The sequence below is a fragment of the Pelovirga sp. C15f genome (assembly GCF_057178085.1).
The window spans coordinates 299946-320727 of record NZ_JBXUCV010000002.1; the positions used below are offsets into that span (position 1 = coordinate 299946).

The 20782-nt window shown below is 47.6% G+C and carries 23 protein-coding genes and 1 tRNA gene; 16 read left to right on the top strand and 8 right to left on the bottom strand.

All coding sequences use genetic code 11. The features are described from left to right. Positions 1-85: 85 nt before the first annotated feature. A complete protein-coding gene (locus AC1931_RS06650; RefSeq protein ID WP_483876462.1) occupies positions 86-1171 on the bottom strand; it encodes an SLAC1 family transporter in 1086 nt (361 codons plus the stop codon). A gap of 259 nt (positions 1172-1430) precedes the next feature. On the opposite strand from AC1931_RS06650, the gene arfB reads away from it, so the two are divergent. Further along, positions 1431-1850 carry an alternative ribosome rescue aminoacyl-tRNA hydrolase ArfB gene (gene arfB, locus AC1931_RS06655; protein WP_483876463.1) on the top strand — a complete coding sequence of 140 codons (420 nt, stop codon included), beginning with the start codon at positions 1431-1433 and terminating at the stop codon, positions 1848-1850. 40 nt (positions 1851-1890) lie between these two features. Here the strand turns inward: arfB and AC1931_RS06660 are convergent. Further along, positions 1891-1955, bottom strand: a tRNA-OTHER gene (locus AC1931_RS06660). Between the two features lie 125 nt (positions 1956-2080). On the opposite strand from AC1931_RS06660, the gene AC1931_RS06665 reads away from it, so the two are divergent. From AC1931_RS06665 to AC1931_RS06715, 11 genes are all read left to right on the top strand, one after another. Then, positions 2081-3397, top strand: a complete 1317-nt coding sequence (locus tag AC1931_RS06665) for a tyrosine-type recombinase/integrase (RefSeq protein WP_483876464.1) — start codon at positions 2081-2083, stop codon at positions 3395-3397. A 461-nt stretch (positions 3398-3858) separates the two neighbouring features. Beyond that, complete coding sequence (locus AC1931_RS06670; RefSeq protein WP_483876465.1) at positions 3859-4488, top strand: hypothetical protein; 630 nt, start codon at positions 3859-3861, stop codon at positions 4486-4488. Positions 4489-4708: 220 nt separating this feature from the next. Next, entirely contained in the window at positions 4709-4966 is a 258-nt protein-coding gene (locus AC1931_RS06675) for a helix-turn-helix transcriptional regulator (protein WP_483876466.1), read from the top strand. Further along, complete coding sequence (locus AC1931_RS06680) at positions 4963-5262, top strand: hypothetical protein (RefSeq protein WP_483876467.1); 300 nt, start codon at positions 4963-4965, stop codon at positions 5260-5262. The genes AC1931_RS06675 and AC1931_RS06680 overlap by 4 nt, the downstream gene beginning before the upstream one ends. 3 nt (positions 5263-5265) lie before the next feature. Next, entirely contained in the window at positions 5266-6000 is a 735-nt protein-coding gene (locus AC1931_RS06685) for a hypothetical protein (protein ID WP_483876468.1), read from the top strand. Further along, entirely contained in the window at positions 5997-7625 is a 1629-nt protein-coding gene (locus tag AC1931_RS06690; RefSeq protein WP_483876469.1) for an AAA family ATPase, read from the top strand. The genes AC1931_RS06685 and AC1931_RS06690 overlap by 4 nt, the downstream gene beginning before the upstream one ends. 182 nt (positions 7626-7807) lie before the next feature. Beyond that, positions 7808-7975 carry a hypothetical protein gene (locus AC1931_RS06695; RefSeq protein ID WP_483876470.1) on the top strand — a complete coding sequence of 56 codons (168 nt, stop codon included), beginning with the start codon at positions 7808-7810 and terminating at the stop codon, positions 7973-7975. Further along, the gene (locus AC1931_RS06700) at positions 7972-8208 is read left to right on the top strand and encodes a hypothetical protein (RefSeq protein ID WP_483876471.1); all 237 of its coding nucleotides are present in this window, start codon (positions 7972-7974) and stop codon (positions 8206-8208) included. Before AC1931_RS06695 ends, AC1931_RS06700 begins: the two co-directional genes overlap by 4 nt. Before the next feature lie 106 nt (positions 8209-8314). Further along, positions 8315-8761 (top strand): hypothetical protein, encoded by a 447-nt coding sequence (locus AC1931_RS06705; protein WP_483876472.1) that lies wholly within the window; start codon positions 8315-8317, stop codon positions 8759-8761. A 290-nt stretch (positions 8762-9051) separates the two neighbouring features. Then, positions 9052-9237, top strand: a complete 186-nt coding sequence (locus AC1931_RS06710) for a hypothetical protein (protein ID WP_483876473.1) — start codon at positions 9052-9054, stop codon at positions 9235-9237. 17 nt (positions 9238-9254) lie between these two features. After that, complete coding sequence (locus tag AC1931_RS06715) at positions 9255-9518, top strand: hypothetical protein (RefSeq protein ID WP_483876474.1); 264 nt, start codon at positions 9255-9257, stop codon at positions 9516-9518. A gap of 713 nt (positions 9519-10231) precedes the next feature. Here AC1931_RS06715 and AC1931_RS06720 read toward each other — a convergent pair. The 4 genes from AC1931_RS06720 to AC1931_RS06735 all read right to left on the bottom strand — a co-directional run bounded on the left by AC1931_RS06720 (position 10232) and on the right by AC1931_RS06735 (position 13448). Next, positions 10232-11116 carry a tetratricopeptide repeat protein gene (locus tag AC1931_RS06720; protein ID WP_483876475.1) on the bottom strand — a complete coding sequence of 295 codons (885 nt, stop codon included), beginning with the start codon at positions 11114-11116 and terminating at the stop codon, positions 10232-10234. Positions 11117-11267: 151 nt separating this feature from the next. Further along, positions 11268-11819 (bottom strand): hypothetical protein, encoded by a 552-nt coding sequence (locus AC1931_RS06725; protein WP_483876476.1) that lies wholly within the window; start codon positions 11817-11819, stop codon positions 11268-11270. Between the two features lie 333 nt (positions 11820-12152). Then, positions 12153-12458, bottom strand: a complete 306-nt coding sequence (locus tag AC1931_RS06730) for a DUF2845 domain-containing protein (protein WP_483876477.1) — start codon at positions 12456-12458, stop codon at positions 12153-12155. 75 nt (positions 12459-12533) lie between these two features. After that, entirely contained in the window at positions 12534-13448 is a 915-nt protein-coding gene (locus AC1931_RS06735) for an ImmA/IrrE family metallo-endopeptidase (protein ID WP_483876478.1), read from the bottom strand. A 130-nt stretch (positions 13449-13578) separates the two neighbouring features. Between AC1931_RS06735 and AC1931_RS06740 the strand changes: the two genes are divergently transcribed. Then, on the top strand, positions 13579-13893 hold the full coding sequence (locus tag AC1931_RS06740; protein WP_483876479.1) for a helix-turn-helix domain-containing protein: 315 nt from the start codon (positions 13579-13581) through the stop codon (positions 13891-13893). Between the two features lie 111 nt (positions 13894-14004). On the opposite strand, the gene AC1931_RS06745 is transcribed toward AC1931_RS06740, so the two are convergent. Together AC1931_RS06745 and AC1931_RS06750 are read right to left on the bottom strand one after the other, a co-directional pair. Further along, positions 14005-14706 (bottom strand): metallophosphoesterase family protein, encoded by a 702-nt coding sequence (locus tag AC1931_RS06745; protein ID WP_483876480.1) that lies wholly within the window; start codon positions 14704-14706, stop codon positions 14005-14007. Between the two features lie 2 nt (positions 14707-14708). Next, positions 14709-15014: a hypothetical protein gene (locus tag AC1931_RS06750; protein WP_483876481.1), complete on the bottom strand. Its 306-nt coding sequence runs from the start codon at positions 15012-15014 to the stop codon at positions 14709-14711. A 288-nt stretch (positions 15015-15302) separates the two neighbouring features. Here AC1931_RS06750 and AC1931_RS06755 point away from each other — a divergent pair, with 288 nt between their 5' ends. The 3 genes from AC1931_RS06755 (at position 15303) to hsdR (ending at position 20524) form a co-directional block, all read left to right on the top strand. Then, positions 15303-16757 (top strand): class I SAM-dependent DNA methyltransferase, encoded by a 1455-nt coding sequence (locus tag AC1931_RS06755; protein ID WP_483876482.1) that lies wholly within the window; start codon positions 15303-15305, stop codon positions 16755-16757. Continuing rightward, on the top strand, positions 16754-17887 hold the full coding sequence (locus tag AC1931_RS06760) for a restriction endonuclease subunit S (RefSeq protein ID WP_483876483.1): 1134 nt from the start codon (positions 16754-16756) through the stop codon (positions 17885-17887). Before AC1931_RS06755 ends, AC1931_RS06760 begins: the two co-directional genes overlap by 4 nt. Positions 17888-18115: 228 nt before the next feature. Beyond that, entirely contained in the window at positions 18116-20524 is a 2409-nt protein-coding gene (hsdR, locus tag AC1931_RS06765; protein WP_483876484.1) for an EcoAI/FtnUII family type I restriction enzme subunit R, read from the top strand. The last annotated feature ends 258 nt before the right edge of the window (positions 20525-20782 follow it).

Sequence of the window (20782 nt, forward strand, 5' to 3'; positions counted from 1 at the left end):
CAGCAACCTCTTCGGTTTAAAACATCATGGAAACAACAACGGGCGACCCAAAAGAGGTCGCCCGTTGTTGTTTCCATTACCGAAGCTAATGGGTGGGAGCGAATATCTTGCCGGAGAGCACCCCTTTGATGGTTTGCACCATAACCAGTCCCCAGACCAGCAGTAAAAAGATAACGGAATAATAGTAAAAGAATTCCATGATGGCGAAGCCACTGACCTTCCAGGCGATGCCCGATGCTACCGCCAGTGCCCCGGAAGGGAAGGTGAAGGCCCACCACGACAGGGCGTAAGGTAGTTCAATCCGGGTAAGGTAGTAGAACGTAACGATGACCGCCATAATATGCCACCAGGCGGCAAATCCCCAGGTCATCATGATGCCGAAGTTACACAGGGTTACGATCACTGTCGGATCGAGGTTCATATAGGAGTGATCAGAGAAAAGATGAATGATTTTGAACAGGATGACGGCGATAATCGCCGGGGGAGCGATACCGATAAAGAAGGTTGCAGCAAACCTGCTCATGGGAAGTTCATGATAAATATAGCGGTGATAGACAGCGGCGCCGACGAAAATAAACAGAAAAAGCCCGATCCCGAAACTGGCGGTGGAGACGGCAATCATGAACTCTGCCCGGTCTGGAAAATGGGCGGCAAGTTCATAGCCGGAAACCGGTATTAACAATTTTGAAACCGGCGGGATGTACCAACCAAAATTGGCGTGTTGCAGCTTGATTTCCTGATGTCGGAAAATGTGGATCAGGATAATAAAACCCATGATATAAATGCCGGCGGTACCAACCAGCCAGAGGTAATAGCCCAGCTGCAAAGCTGTCTCCTGGCTGAAGAACAGGGTCGGATATTTTTTCAGGTTCAGGGCAAACAGGATCAAGGTAATCGGCATGGTTGGAAAAAAATTTGCTGCAACGGGATGATTCAGATCCTTTTTGATATTGGCCGGATAGGCAAAAAATTTGATGGTCCAGGGAATCATAAAAAGAATAAAAAGGCATGCCGACAACAGGATAAAGACAGCAGCCAGCGGCACGACCCAGGGCGCATTAATAAATGAAATGGCCAGAGGGATAACCGCTGTTCCCATGATAGCGGCAAACCAGGCCGGGCTGAAATGTTCAGTAATGGTTGACGGGGTGGCTTTAAACGCTTCGGACATGAATTTCCTCCGATACCTTTGTGGTTGAAATATCATCTTACATATAGAAAAATATATATATGGTTATATGGGTTTAGTCAATCCATTTATTCCATCGATAAAAGCTGAAAGCTCACTTTTCTGCCGGCCCGATTATAATAATAAAGAGGGCTTAAGCCGGTCGGTGAAAGGTTAGCAGTATAGAGTGTTTTAGCAAGGAGGGTGGTAGCGGTAGTTTCAGACCGTACCCAGACGCGTTTTTCGTGCTCGGAGGCATATCATGGGAGATCTTTTTATCACGACAGATATCAGTATTCCTGAACAGGAAATTGATCTGATCGCGGTGCGCTCACAGGGTGCCGGTGGACAGAATGTCAACAAGGTCGCCACTGCAATCCATCTGCGCTTTGATATCCATAAATCCTCTCTGCCGGCAGAGGTGAAGCAGAAACTTCTGAGCCGAGCTGACCAGCGCATCAGCAATGATGGCCTGGTAGTGATCAAAGCACAGCAGTCGCGCAGCCAACTGCAAAATCGCCAGGAGGCGATGTTACTCCTGCAGCAACTCATTCAGTCGCTACTTGTCAAGCGCCGGCCCCGGAAAAAAAGCCGACCCGGAGCCGCAGCTGTCGCCAAGCGGATCAATCGCAAAAAATTGCGTGGTCAGGTCAAAGCCCTGCGCCAGAAGGTGGAACACTAAAAAAAGGGCTACACCCTTAAGTGTAACCCTCTGATTTTACTGGTGCCCAGAGACAGAATCGAACTGCCGACACGAGGATTTTCAGTACTTTTATCCTTGCACTATCTAGTTTCTTGTAGTCTCTACATGCCTGAAATAGCTAGAATTAATCTGCTTATACCACTGTCTAGTATTGACAAGTTTCGTTTATCTTGTTACCTATTTGTTACCTACTTTTATGGGGGTACGAAATGACGAAGCAATATACAAAATTTAAGCTCACAAAGTCCAAGGTCGACTCCCTTCCTTTTGTTGCCCCGAATACATTGAATAACAGGGGCAAGCCGATTAAGCAGGTTGATTATTTTGATGCGGCTTTGCCCGGTTTCGGGGTTCGTGTCAGCGCCAAAACTAAAACCTATTTTGTCATGGGGCGAATCAATGGCAAATTGTCTCGTGTCAAGCTAGGTACTCATGGAACCATGACCGCTGATGAGGCGAGAAGTGAAGCAAAGGATAAATTGAACGCCCTGAGAAAGGGGCAGGATGTAAATAAGCTCAAAGCTCGTGAGAGGGCAGCTAAGATTACTCTGGAAGAAGTGCTGAATAAATACGTTGAGGATAAGGCCCTTCGCCCTAATACGGTTTTGGATTATCGAAAAGTTCTCAGACTTTATGTGTCCGATTGGCTAAAAAAGCCAATGATCGATATTACTTCGGCAATGATCGAAGCTCGACACAAGAAAATTAAAAACAGAATCGGACCTATACCAGCCAATAAATTAGCCCGTTATCTGAGGTTGTTATTCAATTTCGCCATTAAGACCCCTTCCATTGACCTGGACATGGTAAAGCATCCTGTTGTTGTCGAATGGGGGCAAGAGCGGCGCAGAAAGACCTACCTGAATGCTTCTCAACTTGCGGTATGGGTTCAGGCTGTCAAGACACTTCAATCTCCTATGATGCAGGATTTTTTCATGCTGCTGCTCTATACAGGGTTGAGGAAAAACGAAGCTCTGTCGATGAAATGGGCTGATGTGCATATCGATGAAGGTTACTTTACCATTCCTGGCGAAGTAGCGAAGAACAGAGATGATCTCGTATTGCCGATCACGAGACAACTTGCGGAAATATTCAAACGCAGAGAAATAGAAAGGGAGAATGGATTTGTTTTTCCTGGCACTGGGGCAAAAGGGCACCTTGTAGAGCCTCATAAGCAGGCCCTCCGGATTCAGGAAGCATCCAAGATGATTCTAAACGGGGTGGGGACTGAGAAAGAATGGAAAGAGTATCTGGAGGAAACACCAGAACATAAAATCAAGCCTGGTCTTAATTTCTGTAACCACGATCTAAGAAGGACCTTTTCAAGTGTTGCCGAGGCATTAGCGAGTTACAGCCAAATGAAAAAGCTGTTGAATCATTCGACTAAAGCAGATGTCACAGCAGGATATATAATTCTCGATGTAGAGAAGTTGAGAGGGCCAGCTCAAGCTATTTCTGATGAAATTGATGCTCTGAGCATGAGGCGGGATGGGAAAATTATTCCGTTCAAAAGAACTGCAAATTAACCGGCAAGGCAAGATGTATAGAGCACCAAGCCGGGCTGTCTCGCGTCAACTATCTTGTCCGGGACCGGCCATTATAATAGTTGCAGAACACCGGGCCTAAGAACAACTGCCAAACAAGAAGGCAAATTATAGCTGCAACAAACGTAACGCTCCCGGCCGCAGAAAGCAATGTGATTTAGCTAGCCATAAAACACTGCCGCAAAAGGGAGCGTGCAAACATAGTACAGAATATTGAGCGTGCGGAGAATCTGTTAAAAATGTTACGACTTTGATGTGCACTATCATGAAGTTAATTCTCTTGACGCTCGAAATTCACGGCAGCGAACAATAAAGCAGGCCTGTTAAATAGCTTAGATTGTTGCCGGTATGCGTTTGAATGGTTAAGCGCCTAGGGACGCTCCCCAAAAGCTGGTTGCCTCAACAGCCTGGAGCGTTTTTCAACTTGAGGGCTCGGTGGTGGTATGAGTTACACGTATAGAGATTTTTTAAACGATTTCCCAGAGATTAGGAAGGACGATTTTTTTGAGCTTAGGAGGGACGGTTTGTATCTTGCCGAAAGCCCAATTGAAAAGCTACCCAAGCACCTCCAAACATCAATAGCTGAAAGAGAAAAGAATGTTTTTGAGGATCATCCAGATGGCATGCCCGGAAATCCTATTCTCAAATTCGGGGAGGAGTGCACAAGGGAGAATGTAATTAGGCGCTTTATCTGTTATTACGGAGTGTATGATTTTTGCTGTAATGAAATCCTTTTAAATGAAGCAATGGCAAAGATTGATGGTGCTGATCAGGAAGAAGTTGATGCCTCTATGGACGGTGGGCCAATTGCTGAGAGCCCAAAAGCGGGAGTGGCTATAGCTCCAACGGTTGTTTGGGAAACTTTAAAGGCTCGGGCTGGCAAAGAGAACCCGGTACTAAAAGATTATGATGGTGAAACGATTGGTTTTTTTGAAAATTCGCAACAGATGAAAAGACTGACAATGCCGGCACTAAAAGCGAGGATGAGGAGACGCAAAACAAATAAACAGCAAAGGTATGGAGCTCTGGCGTTGGAAATTGAAAAGGTCATTGCTGAACTAGAAGGGCATTAATAGTTAATAGCAAAGCACATGACTTTGCGGTTTTTTGACAAATTTTTTTTTAAATTTATTCAATAAAGAGCAGTGTGCGATAAGTGGACTGCTACACGTTAAGGGGGTACGTTAAGGATAAAAAATACGTTAAGGATACGATAACTAACTTATTTTACAGACAAAGTTCCCTGTGCTAAATCCTGTTATGCGAAAGTAAACACGACAGGAGGATAGCCAAATGGAAGAAACCGAAACTACATATCATAGTAACCCGCTCAACGATGGGCGTCTCCTCTATACATCTGAAGACATTCAGAAAATCTATGACATAAGTAAAACGACCGTTGAGCAGTGGCGTCTCCGTGGCGTCGGTCCTCGTTTTATACGTCTTGATGGATCCCGGCTTATCCGCTACCGCCGAATGGAAATTCTGGAGCACATAAACAGCCAGAAATCTGTTCAGAGCACAACCGAAGCCGATCTGGTGACGCAATGAACAATAAAGCCAACCCTTCAAGGTCAGCCATTCTGTTTTTTAGGAATGTACAAGCGATTCTCACCCATGAAGACTTGTGCGCGGAAAATCAAAAACTATCAAATGCGCTGGCCGATGTTAACCAGAAATGGCGCTACGAACGTGATAGAGCGCAGGCTCTTGAGCAGGAAATCACATCACCCTTAGCGTTGACAAAACGACTCCTGATCGCCGTAATACATCGCCTTCCGTGGCGTTTACAGCCCTTGGCTGGAAGAATTGTGCGGACAGTGTGGCCTGGGTTCGCGAGGGCGTGAGATATGCCAACAGGCTGGATTAAGTTGCATCGACAGTTCACACAATGGGAATGGTACGACGACTCTCAGATGTTTCATTTGTTTGTCCACTTGGTTCTTTCTGCTAACCACGAAGACAAAGTATGGAGAGGTGTGATGGTCAAAAGAGGACAATTAATAACCGGCCTCCACTCACTAAATGAAGCCACAGGTATCTCAATTCGGAGCATCAGAACCTGTTTGGCAAGGCTCGTAGAAACTGGTGAAATCGACAAGCAAAGTGACAACCGATATACCGTCATAACTATCAGAAAATATGAGGAATATCAGGAGCAGCCGAGCCAGAGCGACAAACAAAACGACAAGCCAGCGGCAAGCGATCGACAAGCAAACGACAACAAACAAGAATTAAAGAATAAAACCTCTTGTCCGAAAACAAAGTTTTCTGACGCTGATATGGTCTTTGCACTTCACATGAAGGAAGCAGTTCAACGTGTGGGATACAACGTCAAAGATGGCACTGATAAAAAGTGGGCAAACACCATCCGTCTTATGAGGGAAATTGACAAGGTTGATCACCGGACAATGAAAGAAGTTTTCGATTGGGCTAATCACGATGATTTCTGGTCAATGAATATCCGTAGCGCCGATACGTTCAGAAAACAGTTTCAACACTTGAAAGTTAGACAGCAGAGAAAGCCCAGCAACCAAAGGAAAAAAACCCACGAAGAATTGGTGAGGGAGTTTGGCGTAGCATGAAATTTGACCTGAACATATCCACATTCAACGAAATTAGCAATAAGCGCCCGCGCGTTTACTGCAAGGACTTCATCCCCCTGCAAGAGGGCGCACCAGCAATGCTCTTTGCTGGAGGTGGCATGGGCAAAAGCTACGCATCCATCCGAATAGCGATAGAATTTTCGCTTGAAACCGGCAAGAAGTCTGCGTTGTGGCTTACCGAAGACACTCCCGGCGAAAACAGGTTCCGGTTTGACTCAATTTGTGGGCATTTCTACCCGAATCAGCGCGAACAGATTTCAGGGCTGGTGAAGTGCATCAACTCTGAACCTGCCCGTTTTACGAAGCTGGAAGGCGACAACGCGGTACTGACTGATGCGTTCTGGTACACACGGCTTCACCTTAACGAGTATGGCCTTGTTGTGATTGACCCGTTGATTCAGTTTAACGGCGGTAATGAAAACTCAAACACCCACGCAGGGATCATAATGGGGGCGATCAAAACATGGGCCCACGAGGAAAACAAGTGCATCGTCTTGATACATCACGTCACGATCCACGACGGGAAAGTAAAGGCTAGAGGCGCAGGAGAATGGAGCAATGCTTGTCGGGCTGTTTACCTTGTCAGCAAGCCGGAAGGCATGCCTGAAAGTCACCTGAAGTTCACACTGACGAAGAACAACGGCATTGCCTGGTGCTTTAAAAATCAGGTTGGCGAATTGTCTCGGGAAATAGAAATATTTCCTCCATGGGACAACTTAAAGGAGCAACGAGAAATTAACCTTTCGTTTATTTCTGTGGCCAATCACAACAAGGCCCAGGAGCCAAAAGGTTTCGAAAAAACAAACGTTTATTTCCGCGACCTTCATAATTACGTCATTGGTGATTGCGCGTATTCTCCATTCGCGTTTCGTAATAGCTACCGGAAAGGTGAAAACAACGAAGGTGGTGCTACCATCATCTGTCTGGATTTTGATAGCGGCATGACCATTGAAGAAGCAAGAAAGATGTTCTTCAGATATGACGCCCTTATCGTGACAACCCGCAGTCACCAGAAAGAAAAAGGAAGCGAGGCGGCATGTGATAGATACCGCGTCTTTCTGAATCTTCGTACTCCGCTAGATATACCAACCAGCGAATATGGGGAGTTTTTTAATCAGCTTTACGGGATTTTCAAGCACGTTGATCCGTCAACAAAGGACATAGCCCGGTTCTATTTTGCGTCACCTTTAGAAGCTCAATACTGGTACTCCGAGTCATCAACGCGGTTTGACTGGGAGCCTGTTTATGAAGCGATGAAGCGGCAGGCTGCCCTTGGAAACGTGCGGAAGCGGATCGCACACAACAACATCGAAACCCCTATACGAAAAAGATACGGGTCAGAACCAAGCAACACACTACCAGAGGACACCATCTTTTCTACTAAGAACGGTAGCGTTGCCTTTGCGACATTGCGTAATGAGCTCAGCATTGGACAAAAGATTACGTGCCGCTGCAGGGAGGACATTGACCACGGCGGCCTAGGTCATAATCATCATTCCGCATTCATTCAGAAAGCCGACAATGGAAATGTTTTTTACTCATGTAGCGGTGGTCGTTGCGCAAGTGTTGGCACCCTTTGGTGTGCAGAATGGAATGGTGGGTAAATATGGGCTGCCGACTGCCGAGGCCTGAAAACTTGTAGGTAGCCCGGTATCTAAAATGAACAAGGATCTATTCAATAGGCAATAAGAAAACGAAAATGACACAAAAAAATTCCGAAAAAGTTAATAAAAACAGAAAGAAAGCCCGAAGTCCCGTTAGGTCTTCACTAACTAGGCTGGAGCATGTGCGAGAAGAAATGGCATCAGTCTATCGGGAAGCCAGGCGCGGTGTTCTGGACGTTCAGGACGCTGGAAAGTTGTGCTACATCCTTCAAAATTTAGGAAGAATTATCGAGACCAGTGATCTTGAACAGCGGATTAAGGCACTGGAAGAAGCCAAGGCGCTCGAATGATGGCAAAGAACAACTTAGCCAAAAGAATTGAACGTCTTGAGCAGACTTCTTTGGTAACGGCAGAGATTCATTATCCGCAGTCGGCAGAAGAGGTGCTGGCCCTGCTTAAAACCAAGGGTGAATCTGTCTTTTTCATAGACGGGCAGAGATATACGCCATCGTTGTACATCGCCAAGATACAGCGTACACGGAAGCCCCTGGTGGCTGAGCGTGCATACGGAGGTGAACGGTGAAGGATTAGAGAGGAGTGCTGAACGTCCAATCGTCCAGGTTTCGTTTCGTACATTATTTTCGTGCTGAACGCACAATGGGCATAACCCAGTCAAAAGGAGAAACATCATGAGTCAGATTACCAAACTGCAATCGATCATAAAACAAAAGCAGCATCTCAATAAGGCTTTAGATGATGCAGGCCTGCCAGCCACTTTGCGGGGAGGGTTAGAGCAAGCCCTCATAGCAGGCACCGTTATGGAAATAATATGCGAGGCCGCAGTCATAGCAGACTCCGACCCACTAACGGCGATTGAATACCTCAACATTTGTGAACGTTGCTTTTTACACTTAATAGACAACCAGCGCGGCGCTCGAATGCTAACGACCAAGCTTCATATAGACGCACAAGGTCATTGGCTGCGCCTCATGGATAGTAAAAACCCGGTTATTATACAAATAGAAGAAAAGGAAATATTTAGAAACATTCAGGTTCAAAAACTGCGCGTCGTTAAGAAGGTAGGAGGCAAATCCAAAAGTTCTTGCCATAAACCAAGACGACACAGTGACTTTTGACCGGCGTTCCCTGCGGAACATATGTAAACCGTTTGAAAAGATCGCATCGGCAACCCTCAAGACCAGTGCTATCTTGCAGGACCTGGAAAGTTTGCCTTGCGGAATTACTGCGAAAGGAATTTTACGATGAAGATTAAACCGACAACAACAGCAGAAAACCAGGACATGATCCAACATACAATTCATCAGGCACTGCATGGGGCATCTTGAAATCAAGCAGGACTGGCACTCTTTGCAATGCCTAAGCTCGCCGCACTAATTAACACCGAAACCACAGAAGGAGAACAACAATGAATACCGAGGCCAATAATGTTTTTGAAGCCCAGGGGAAATTTCTTGACGCGATCCAGCAAATGATTGACGACGAAGAAGTAACCCTCGACGGTGACGACCTCATAGGGTACGAGTCTCTTGTGGAACAGTACAATATTATGAGTGGCACCATTGGCCCGGAACATACTATCAGTGACTGGTAAACCTTGAAGGAGGCTCTATGAGCGCAGCAACCGTTTTATCGTTCCATACAAACGCCAACCGCCAGCTTGGATCCCAACTGGACAAGATCAGTACGGCGGCGGCAACCATAACCAAAACTTGCAAGGTGCTTCAAAACCTACATGTCGTATCCGGTGACCCGCACTTCGACGGCACCGGCGTTAACAACAACACTCTGAGCGGCCTGCTTGATGCGATCGCATTGATGGCGGTACAGATCGAAGATGTAGCAGAGAATATCCTGATGCAGTCTGATGTGTAGTAGTCGCGACTTGATCTGACATTTGCCAGGTTACTAAGGCATCTGAAACGATATTCTTGCGGGTGTGGAGTCAGTCAACCGGTTTTGATGCGGAGCAGAACTTCACGTTGATCATTCGGATCGTGGATATGGTGTTATTCTTGACCTGTACTGCTGTTGGCTTCTGGTTTGGTAGCCGGGGCCTCTCCCGGAAGAAATAGAAACTGCGGTGAATCAAACTGTTTTGGTTTCCGTTTCTTCTTACAGCTGTCGGTCATACCCTTGGTAGTTTTCCATGCCCAATAGATGAAGGTGAAGATGATTGCTCCACGCATAATCGATAACCATCAATTATACCCTCCTGCCGTCTCTAGTTCTATCTGCTTCCATATTCCGTAGAACAAAGCCGCCAAAAGCAAGCAAAAGGTGAAGATCGTCCAGCGCAGAACATGCTTCAGTGTAGATTTCATAATCCCTCCCTCGTTATTTGTTTAGACAGGCTAACCGACACCATGACCAGCCGGGAAGCATCAGAACTTGCCGTTAAGCAGTACAAAGATGTTGTGCGCGACATGCTAATCTATGTGGATGGAGCACTGAGTCCAATTTTGGACTGAGTGAATATGCCAAGGCCCCCCCCGATATGCAGGAAAACAAAGAAATCAATGTCTTACGCGTATCCTATGCGAAGCAGTGAAACGAAGCTATGGGTTGCATCCAGTGCGTTTATTTGGTCAGATATTTCCTATTTGTGATGCTAGCTCAATTGCCAGCTTTATTTGCTCGGAGGACATTTCTTTTTTAATCGATTCAAGAGCAATTATTGCCTGAGTGTCGCCCTTTGAAGCGGCAAGATACATCCATTTGTAGGCCTCTATTATATTTCTATTTACTATTTCACCCTGGTAATAGTGAATGCCCAAATTGTATTGTGCATCCAGTAGTCCAGCCCCTGCGGCGGATTTAAACCAGTAGATAGCTTTTTTAAAATCTTTTTCCTCACCTATGCCTTCAATTAACATGTGAGCCAAATTATATTGAGCCATTACATTTCCGTGTTCCGCTGCACTTGCTAGCCATTTTTTTGCTTCAGGATAATTGCTGCTGCCAAGTGCTCCGGTCACGTATAAAGTCCCAAGGTTAAATTCTGCTTCTGGCAAGCCTTGCTCGGCGGCCTTTCTGTACCAATAAAGAGCCTTTTCAAGATTCCTTGCCACCCCTTTGCCCTTTTGATAAAAAGATCCAAGATTGTTTTGGGCAAGAGCTAAACCGCTTTTGGCAGCCCTCATATAATAATCGAATGCAGTCTTATCGCTTTGCGACACTCCAATCCCTAATGAATACATCTGACCTAAATTGTAGATAGCCTCTAAGTGGTTTCCTTCGCTTGCTTTTTTGTAATACTCTAAACCTAGTTTGTAATTTGTTTCTCCAGATAGCCCATTGGTATATATATATCCAAGTGCAAAAGAAGACTCGACATCGCCGTTTCTACTTTTGGATATTAGCTTTGTAACTTCATAAGCTGGAATGGTTTGGCAATACAAGAATGTTGTTGTAGTTATTGAAAAGAAGAACACTAAAAAAGAATATTTAATAAATAATATTATATTTTTCATAATATAAATCCTTAATAGGAGCGCGCGCCGATAGAGTAACTTTTTTAAGTTACTCAGAATAGAACTATGCGAACCGGCAGAAATGCCGCAGTGATTTGTCAAAGAACTGAACAGTTAAGTTTATTCAAGTTCGAGCTCATAATATTGTGCCCTATTTCACATAACCGAATGCTTCTTCTATGACCCACGTGTCATCAAGCTGCCCTTTCCACATTGTGTTTATTGAAAATCGCCTGCTAGAATATGGCTGGACACTTGTTTTTATGGTGAATCTTCTTTGGCCTTCCGCTTCGGCCTCAGCAAGATACTTATCGACAATCGACACAGACCCGCCCCTTGTTATACCGGTTGATTGCCCAGTCGATAAATAGCTACGCCTAAGCCTGACAACGACCGACGTGACAACCCACGCATCAGTTCCGTTGTAGATGTCACCCTGAAGCGTGCCGTTTCCAATAGTCGCCCTGCCAGTGATTTTTTCAAGCTGACTCTGTGGGAGCTGTCTTTGATTTTGTGGCGATGCCGGGAACTTGTTTCTGCATGCTCGCTCTATGAGGACAGCAGCAGAATTGCTCGTGACGCCTTTCATTGAATCGATAATACATTCATCGTAGGTTTTTGGTCCAAACCAGGCGTGAGAATTTCCGCAAAATAAAAAAACAAAAAGAAATGCTGATGCTGAATAGAAACCGTTTTTTTTCACAAGGTGTTTTCTCCAGTTTTTCTAGTAGTCTGCATGCCCAAACCGCTCTGGCGAAAGTTCTTAGCCTCCACAATGAGCTGAACACGATTGAGCATGAGTTAAGGAATTTATTATTTTTACGTTTCAGGGAACTTAATGACGTTTACTGGCCTGGTTAGTTGTATATGGACAAGGCATCTCACCCGACACTAGCGACTTTGGCTTCGTCTTTCCTCCACCAATGCTTTCATGTGTTCTTTCAGATCAGTATTCTGATAAATAAAGCTCCACATTCATTCTTGAGGAGGCTACTACCTGATCTTGGAGACTAAATATTGATGGTAGTTGACAATATCAACGAAGGCGCTTCACGCCGATCACCGTTGAGCCAGAGACGGTAAATACTACGTCCTTTCCGTATGCAAGCGACCTGTAATACCACTCTTCTGTGATCGTTGTGGTTTCACGGCTTCCAGCAGCTTCCCGCAAAACTTCTTCACCTATAGTGGTGATGCTTGCAGGCGATCCACAGTTCCGCTCAAGTTCAAATTTGGTAGAACCCGAAGCGATTACTTTGCCGGAACAGCGAATCCTGTCTTCTGCGAGGGCAGACGTGGAGAAGAAAAGGATAAACAGAATCAGGGTGATAGCTTGTTTCATTGTTCTCTCCCGTTAGTAGTTTTGCTGCTGTTTCTGCTAGATGAGCCATAGCTCTTCCCGCGATATATTCCGGCTTTAGTGCAAATGTTCCTGAGATCTTTCAAACAGAAGTCCTTGTGCAGGCGTGGTTTTTTCCGGTTTTTTCCGAGGCTCTTTTTTGACCTTGTTCAGCGTCAACAGTTCTTCAACTTGCCCTGCTGCTCGCATGACTTGGTACAGGTCAATATTTTTAACTGTCATTTGTTTTTCAACGAACTGTGATAGGTAGGTTTGAGATCTTGGCGCAATACCGTTACGGTGGCATACAAGGTAGGCGACAGATTCAGCTTCTATTTCTATGGCTTCGTGGGACATCAGTCTTCGATCTTTGATTTTGAGCCTGTTATCGCAACCTAGGTGGCCCAGATAAAGATGGGCAAGCTCGTGCGCCAAAGTGTTGTACTGGACGGGATATGGATGATTTTGATTTAAGACGATTCGATACTGGTTTTTTTCCTTTTCACTCTTTGCTTTTCTTAAAACTTCTATTGAGCCTGCACTTTGATCACCTTGATCAGCCCACTGACATGTAATATTTTTTCGCAATAGCAATCGCGCAAAGGTAACCATATTTGTGGGATGGATGGTGCCGGTAGCAGTAAACAAAAAAGCATCTACAGGTAGATCTTTTCCTTCTGTATCCTGCACATCATAGACTAGAGAAACCGGGCCGAAAGGCCAGAGGATGAGCAGGGGCCGTGCACCGTGAACAGGAAATCGGCCAAAGCGTTGTTTCCAATCATGAGCAGATGCGGCATGACTAAGACCAGGCTTCTGGATCTGCAGCAACATGGCGTTGAATGGTGCAAAATCCCGCAGGCGCGTTACAAAATCCAGGAGATTCATGTAGTCAGCGCTATTCTTGTAAAGTCGTGAGTCTTCAAGCAGCTGGTCGAGAAGGGATCTTTCGTCGATATTTTCAGATGGGTCGGCTTTTCTTTTGCTCGTCATATCCCCCCCCCTAGATGGTTGATTTGTTTTGAAATTGATTATGTCAAATGGCACCAATAGGTTTTATATATTAGCTTTTTAACATCTATGAAGTGTTTTTGGCTAGTCAAAAAGCACATATTATTCCCATATGTGCCCTCAAACATTACATACAGATATTAAGAAGCTGATTGGCAAAAGAATCAGAAGCCTTCGGAAAAACAAAGGCTGGAGTCAGGAGTATCTGGGTGAACACTCAGCTCTAAGCTACAAGTTTATCGGCGAGATTGAGCGTGGAGTAGTGAATCCAAGCCTGGAAACCTTGGTGAGCATTGCCGGTGGTCTTGGTGTTGAAGTTGCTGAATTGTTCTCTGCTGGGCCACATTTAGTCATCTCTGAGAAGGAACAGAAAAAAGCAAGGGCTGCTTTGATAGAGCTAGAGAAGATCCTGCGCCCCGGTAACTGATTATCTCAGCACCGGATTATTTTCCTTGATTTTGCTCACGACTGATATGCCGCAATGGACATAGCTCGCATCTTCTGTTGTGCAGAAAGGGAGTGATCGAGCCTAAAATCTCTACTCCACCTGCCAAACCTGCTTGGTCAGCACATCACACGCGGTCAATGTTTTGCCGTAAACAGCGCCGGTATCCAGATTGTAGCGCCCTGGCTCAAAGTAAGGTTCACCATCAGTGGTTGGATGATGGCCGACCACATGAATGTCACCGTCCTGTCCTGGTGGTGACAGCCGTTCCCACATCAGCACGAATGGGTCTTGCATCTCCAGGGGAAGGCCCTGCTCGATCCCTGCATGCACAAAGACAAATGGCTCGTACCGCCACCACAACCGGGTCGATTGTAGAAAGGCGATATGCTCTTTGGGAAAATCGGTAAGTCGGGCGATTCGATAGCTTCGCAGGGTTTCCTTGCCGCCGTTGAACAGGAAAATCTCGATGTCTGACTCCGAGGCGTTGGCTCGATAGGCACTCGACTGCTCGCGCAATTGGTGTCCGGTGATAACTCCATCCTCGATGAGTGCATCTAGCAACATCTGATCATGATTGCCCCGAATAAAGATGGTTTCCGGAAACTCTTCATGGAAACTGATCAGGCGGTCAACCACCCCTTTGCTGTTCTTGCCCCGGTCAATGTAGTCACCAAGAAAGACGAAGCGATCGTTATACGTTGGCGCAACGGAATTGAGCAATCGGTTGAGTTTATCGAGTTCACCGTGAATATCGCCGATGGCGATTAGTCTGGCGGCACAGTCTTGAGCCATTCTTATATCCTCTTTCTGTCTGGAGAGGGGCTTTGTTGCCGAATCTGCTCAACCAATGCCTCTCGAAAGCGTTCAAAGATTTGATTCGCTTGCGTCGTTGTTAGTTGTCGAGCCTCTACCTTGACGCACAATCCGATCCATAGCGCATGGATGGCAGCGAGGGGTTCGGAGTCAGGTTCGTTAGTCAGCATCTGCTCCCACTTCTGCAGTTCGACGGTATCATGGCAGTAATCGGTATTATATTCGCTGGAAAGAGTGCTGGATACCGAGAAGAAAATTAACAGTAAAGCAGTAATAGTTGTTTTCATCAGAATACCGATCGCATATTGATTAGTCGGTTGTGGTGACAGGCATAAAATTAAAAACCCCCTCGTGCCGAGGGGGGTCGGGCACGAAGGGGTTTAGAGGTGCGTATAGCCCCCCTTTATTGAAAGAGTAGCCAATCATTGCAAACGATACAAGAAAAATTGCCGCCAGCCCATGTCCTTTTACCTTTTTGCCACCGACCAAAAGTGCTAATCTTCTAATTCTGCCGATTTTGGCAATCAAACCATTCAATCTTTCGATTCAATCCACTACCGGGGGGGCACCTACCTTTGTTCGAGCAGACCTTTAAAAATATCGATGATGTCCTCTGGAAAGATGCTGGTTGTACCAGTGAGCTGGATTACACCGAGCAGAGTTCCTGGATACTATTTCTGAAATATCTCGATGCTCTGGAGCGGGACAAAGCGACCGAGGCGCTGCTGGAAGGGCGTGAGTACAGCTACATTCTCGAAGAACCCTACCGCTGGGAACGCTGGGCGGCTCCTAAAACCGCCAACGGGCAGCTCGATCATCACCGCGCCATGACCGGGGATGATCTGCGCGATTTCGTCAATCAGCAACTCTTTCCTTACCTCCACGGCTTCAAGCTCAAGGCAACTGGTGCCAACACCGTCGAATACAAGATCGGTGAGATTTTCGGCGAGATAAAGAACCGGATTCAGAGCGGTTACAACCTGCGTGAGATCATCGATCATATCGATCAACTGCGCTTCGGCTCTCAGGCTGAGAAGCATGAGCTGTCGCACCTGTACGAAGCCAAGATCAAGAACATGGGCAACGCCGGACGCAACGGCGGTGAATATTACACCCCTCGTCCGCTGATCCGCGCCATCATCAAGGTGGTGCAGCCACGCATTGGTGAACGGATATATGACGGAGCCTGCGGGTCGGCAGGCTTTTTGTGTGAAGCCTTCGAGTACCTTAAACAGAAACCGCAACTGACCACCGCCGACGTCAAGATCCTGCAGGAGCAGACCTTCTTCGGCAAAGAGAAGAAGTCCCTCGCCTATGTCATCGCCATCATGAACATGATCCTGCATGGCATCGAAGCACCCAACATCGTCCACACCAACACCTTGGCCGAGAATATCAGCGACATTCAGAACAAGGATCGCTTCGACGTGATTCTGGCCAATCCCCCCTTTGGCGGCAAGGAGCGCAAAGAGGTTCAGCAGAACTTCCCCATCCGCACCGGGGAGACGGCCTTTCTGTTTTTGCAGCACTTCATCAAAAGCCTCAAAGCCGGGGGCCGCGCCGGGGTCGTCATCAAGAACACCTTTTTGTCCAATACCGACAACGCCTCGGTGGGTCTGCGCAAACTCCTGCTGGAAGAATGCAACCTGCATACGATACTCGATTGCCCTGGCGGCACCTTCCTGGGTGCAGGCGTCAAGACGGTGGTGCTGTTCTTTGAAAAAGGCGCACCGACCCGCAAGGTTTGGTACTACCAGCTTGTACCTGGTCGCAATCTGGGCAAGACCAACCCGCTGAATGATGCCGACCTGACCGAGTTCGTTACCCTGCAACAGAGCTTTGCTGATTCCGCCAAAAGCTGGAGTACTGATGTTGCCGACATTGATCAAAAGACCTTTGATCTGTCTGTGAAAAATCCCGATGGTGGCGAAGAAATCATCCACCGCACCCCGCAAGACATCATGGACGAGATTGCCAAACTGGATACTGAAAGCGCTGAGGTGTTGGCGAAGATTCGGGAACTTCTATGAAGGCGGGGTGGCTTGAGATGCCATTAGGGGAAGTTCTTCGTCTTGAATATGGAAAGCCCCTAGAACGCTCTGAAAGAAAGTCTGATGGAAAGTATCCGGTTTATGGAGCTAACGGAGAAAAAGATCGCTCGGACAAATTTTACCACGACAAGCCAAGCATAATTGTTGGCCGCAAAGGATCGGCTGGCGAAATCAATTTAACTGAACAAAATTTCTGGCCTCTCGATGTAACGTATTTCGTGACATTTGATGAGCAAAAAAACAATCTCCGGTTTCTTTATTTTCTGCTTAATACTCTGGATTTGCCCAGCTTGGCAAAAGGCGTAAAACCGGGGATAAATCGTAATGAAGTTTACTCAAAATGGGTTAGAATCCCCCCTCTCCCCGAACAACAGCGCATCGTCACCATTCTCGACCAAGCCTTTGACGGCATTGCCACCGCCAAAGCCAACGCCGAAAAGAACCTGAAAAATGCCCGTGAGATTTTTGAAAGCCATCTAAATGCGGTGTTCACCCAGCCGGGTGAAGGGTGGGTGGATAGACACAAACCACTTTCAGAACTATGTGTCCTCATCGTCGATTGCGAACACAAGACGGCACCGACGCAAGATGAAGGCATTCCCTCAATTCGCACTCCGAACATTGGAAAAGGGAGCTTGCTTCTGGATGGTGTGAACCGAGTTTCAGAAGAAACGTACAAGGCATGGACAAGGCGAGCAGAACCGATTGCTGGCGATTTGATACTAGCCCGTGAAGCGCCCGCAGGTAATGTTGCTGTGATCCCTGAGAACACGCGGGTCTGTCTGGGTCAACGAACGGTATTGATCCGTCCGAAAGCCAGCATTTTCGATCCGTCATTTCTCGCATTCCTCCTATTGGAGCCGGGGACTCAGGCAAAACTTCTGGCGCACTCGCGAGGAGCAACCGTGCAACATGTGAATATGAAGGATATTCGTGCACTTAATGTTGGAGCGATACCACCACTTGAAGTGCAGCAATCTATTGTGTCCACACTCTGGGATTTAGACTCCGAAACCCAACGCCTAGCCGTCCTCTACACGCAGAAGATGGCCGCGCTGGCGACTTTGAAAAAGTCGCTGCTGCACCAAGCATTTGATGGAGGACTATAACTCAATGAACCCAACACAGAAGAACCCGAATGCGTTTCACGCACCTCTCCAACCGAAAGACACACCCGAACAGACTGTTGGTTGTCGGCACACGCAGCCCAATATCTGTGGCAAGAACGGATTGCCAAAGATCTGTGCATTTGCTCGGGCGGATAAAATGTGTCTGGCACCGCCTGCATCTTGGAAGAAGCAGTTTCTCAAATTGAAGACAAGCACGGCAATGAAGTCATGAACGAAGCCGCAACCCGACTTGATTATATCGATCCGGCCCTGAAAGCCGCTGGTTGGGGCGTGGTAGCCGGGAGCCGGATTCGCCCGGAATATCCCATCACCTTAGGGCGCATCGAAGGTAGCGGCAGACGCGGCAAGGCACTGACTGCTGATTATGTGCTGGAATATCGCAATACCAAGCTGGCGGTAGTCGAAGCTAAAGCCTGGGATAAGGCCGTAACCGAAGGGGTCGGTCAAGCCAAGGAGTACGCTGCCAAGCTCAGCATCCGTTATGCCTTTGCTACCAACGGTCAAGGCATCTACGCTATTGATATGAAAACTGGCAAGGAGCAGGATATTGACGCCTTTCCTTCGCCGGATGATCTGTGGAACCGTACCTTTGCTATCCGTATCCTCTGGCGTGAACGCTTTGCCGCCATCCCTTTTGAAGATAAAGGCGGTTACTTTCAGGGGCGTTACTATCAGGATATTGCTATCGAGCGCGTATTGCAGGCCATTGCCGAAGGGGCAGACCGCCTCCTGCTGACTCTGGCGACCGGCACCGGCAAAACCTTCATCGCCTTTCAAATTGCCTGGAAGCTGTTTCATAGCCGCTGGAATCTCACCGACTGGAAGCACGAGGAGGAACCGACCCGCCGTCCGCGTATTCTCTTTCTGGCAGATCGTAACAATCTGGCCGATCAGGCCTACAATGCTTTTTCCGCCTTCCCTGATGATGCACTGGTTCGCATTGAACCTGATGCTATCCGCAAGAAGGGGCGCGTCCCCACCAACGGCAGCATCTTCTTCACCATCTTCCAGACCTTCATGAGCGGCACCGATGAGAGCGGTGAACCTTCCCCCTATTTCGGGGACTACCCTGCTGACTTCTTTGATTTCATCGTCATCGACGAATGCCACCGGGGCGGCGCCAATGATGAGAGCAACTGGCGCAAGATCATGGAGTATTTTTCTTCAGCCGTGCAATTGGGTCTGACCGCCACCCCCAAGCGTCTGGAGAATGCTGATACCTACGCCTATTTTGGCGAGCCGGTCTTTACCTACTCCCTTAAGGACGGCATCAACGACGGCTTTCTCACCCCCTTTCGGGTCAGGCAGATTGCCACCACCCTGGATGATTACATCTACACCACCGATGACACCATCGTCGAAGGAGAGATTGAGGCCGGACGTCGCTACGAGGAAACCGACTTTAACCGGATCATCGAGATCAAGGAGCGCGAGCAACATCGGGTCAAACTCTTCATGGGGATGATTGACCAGAAGGAGAAGACCCTGGTCTTTTGCGCCACCCAAGATCATGCGCTGGCCGTACGGGATCTGATCAATCAGGTCAAGACCAGCAGCGACCCCAACTACTGCGTTCGCGTCACGGCCAATGACGGCGCTCTAGGCGACAACAACCTGCGCACCTTCCAGGACAATGAAAAGACCATCCCCACCATCCTGACCACCTCGCAGAAGCTCTCCACCGGCGTTGATGCCCGCAATGTCCGCAATATCGTGCTGATGCGCCCGGTCAACTCAATGATCGAGTTCAAGCAGATTATCGGACGCGGCACCCGTCTGTATGAGGGGAAGGATTATTTCACCATCTACGATTTCGTTAAAGCCTACCATCATTTCAGTGACCCCGAATGGGACGGCGAACCCCAAGAGCCGGAAGCCTGCCCACGCTGCAACTATCAGCCCTGCCAGTGTGTGAAGGAGCCACCTCACCCCTGCAAGGTCTGCGGTGAGCGGCCCTGTGTCTGCATTAGGGAAAAAGAACCCTGCAACAAGTGTGGTGAGACTCCCTGTATCTGCAAGAAGAAGGCAAAAGCTAGGGTCAAGCTGGCCGACGGCAAGGAGCGCACCATCCAGCACATGATCGCCACCAGCTTCTGGCATACGGACGGCACCCCTATGTCGGCAGCACAGTTCATGGAAGAACTGTTCGGTAAACTGCCCGACTTTTTCAAGGATGAAGATGAGCTACGCAAGCTCTGGAGCCTGCCGGATACACGCAAGAAACTACTCGAAGGATTGGCGGAAAAAGGCTTCGGGCGGGATCAACTCAGCGAAATGCGCAAAATCATCGATGCCGAAAGGAGCGACATCTTCGATGTGCTGGTGCATGTGGCCTTCGCCCTGCCACCTCTAAGCCGCGAAGAACGCGCCGCCCGTGCCCAGCTTAGCTTTGACAGACACTTCAACGACAAGCAACGCAGCTTCCTGGATTTTGTGCTGGCGCAATACGTCAAGGTCGGGGTCGATGAACTGGCATTAGAAAAGCTCTCCCCCCTGCTCAAGCTCAAGTACCACAATTCCATCCCCGATGCCGTCGCAGATTTAGGTGTGCCCCAAGAGATCAGCCGCATCTTTGTCGATTTCCAGCAATATCTGTATCAGCAGGCGGTGGCGTGAGCGGGGAGGTCACTCATCCCCAGGAAGTTGTTCTATTTTTTCGATGGAGGCGATAGCTTCTTCTCTGGAAAGATGAATGACCCAAGACGGAAAGGTCACCTACACTCCTTTTTCCGTATTTTTTATGGCGCATCCTTTTTTTATTGGAATCAAGTTTTGGCGTAATATTCCAACATGGTAAGTCATTTATTTTTTGTTTAGCGTACAACTGGGTTCAGAGGGCTGAAACCGCAAGGTGAAAACTAGGATAAAGCAAAG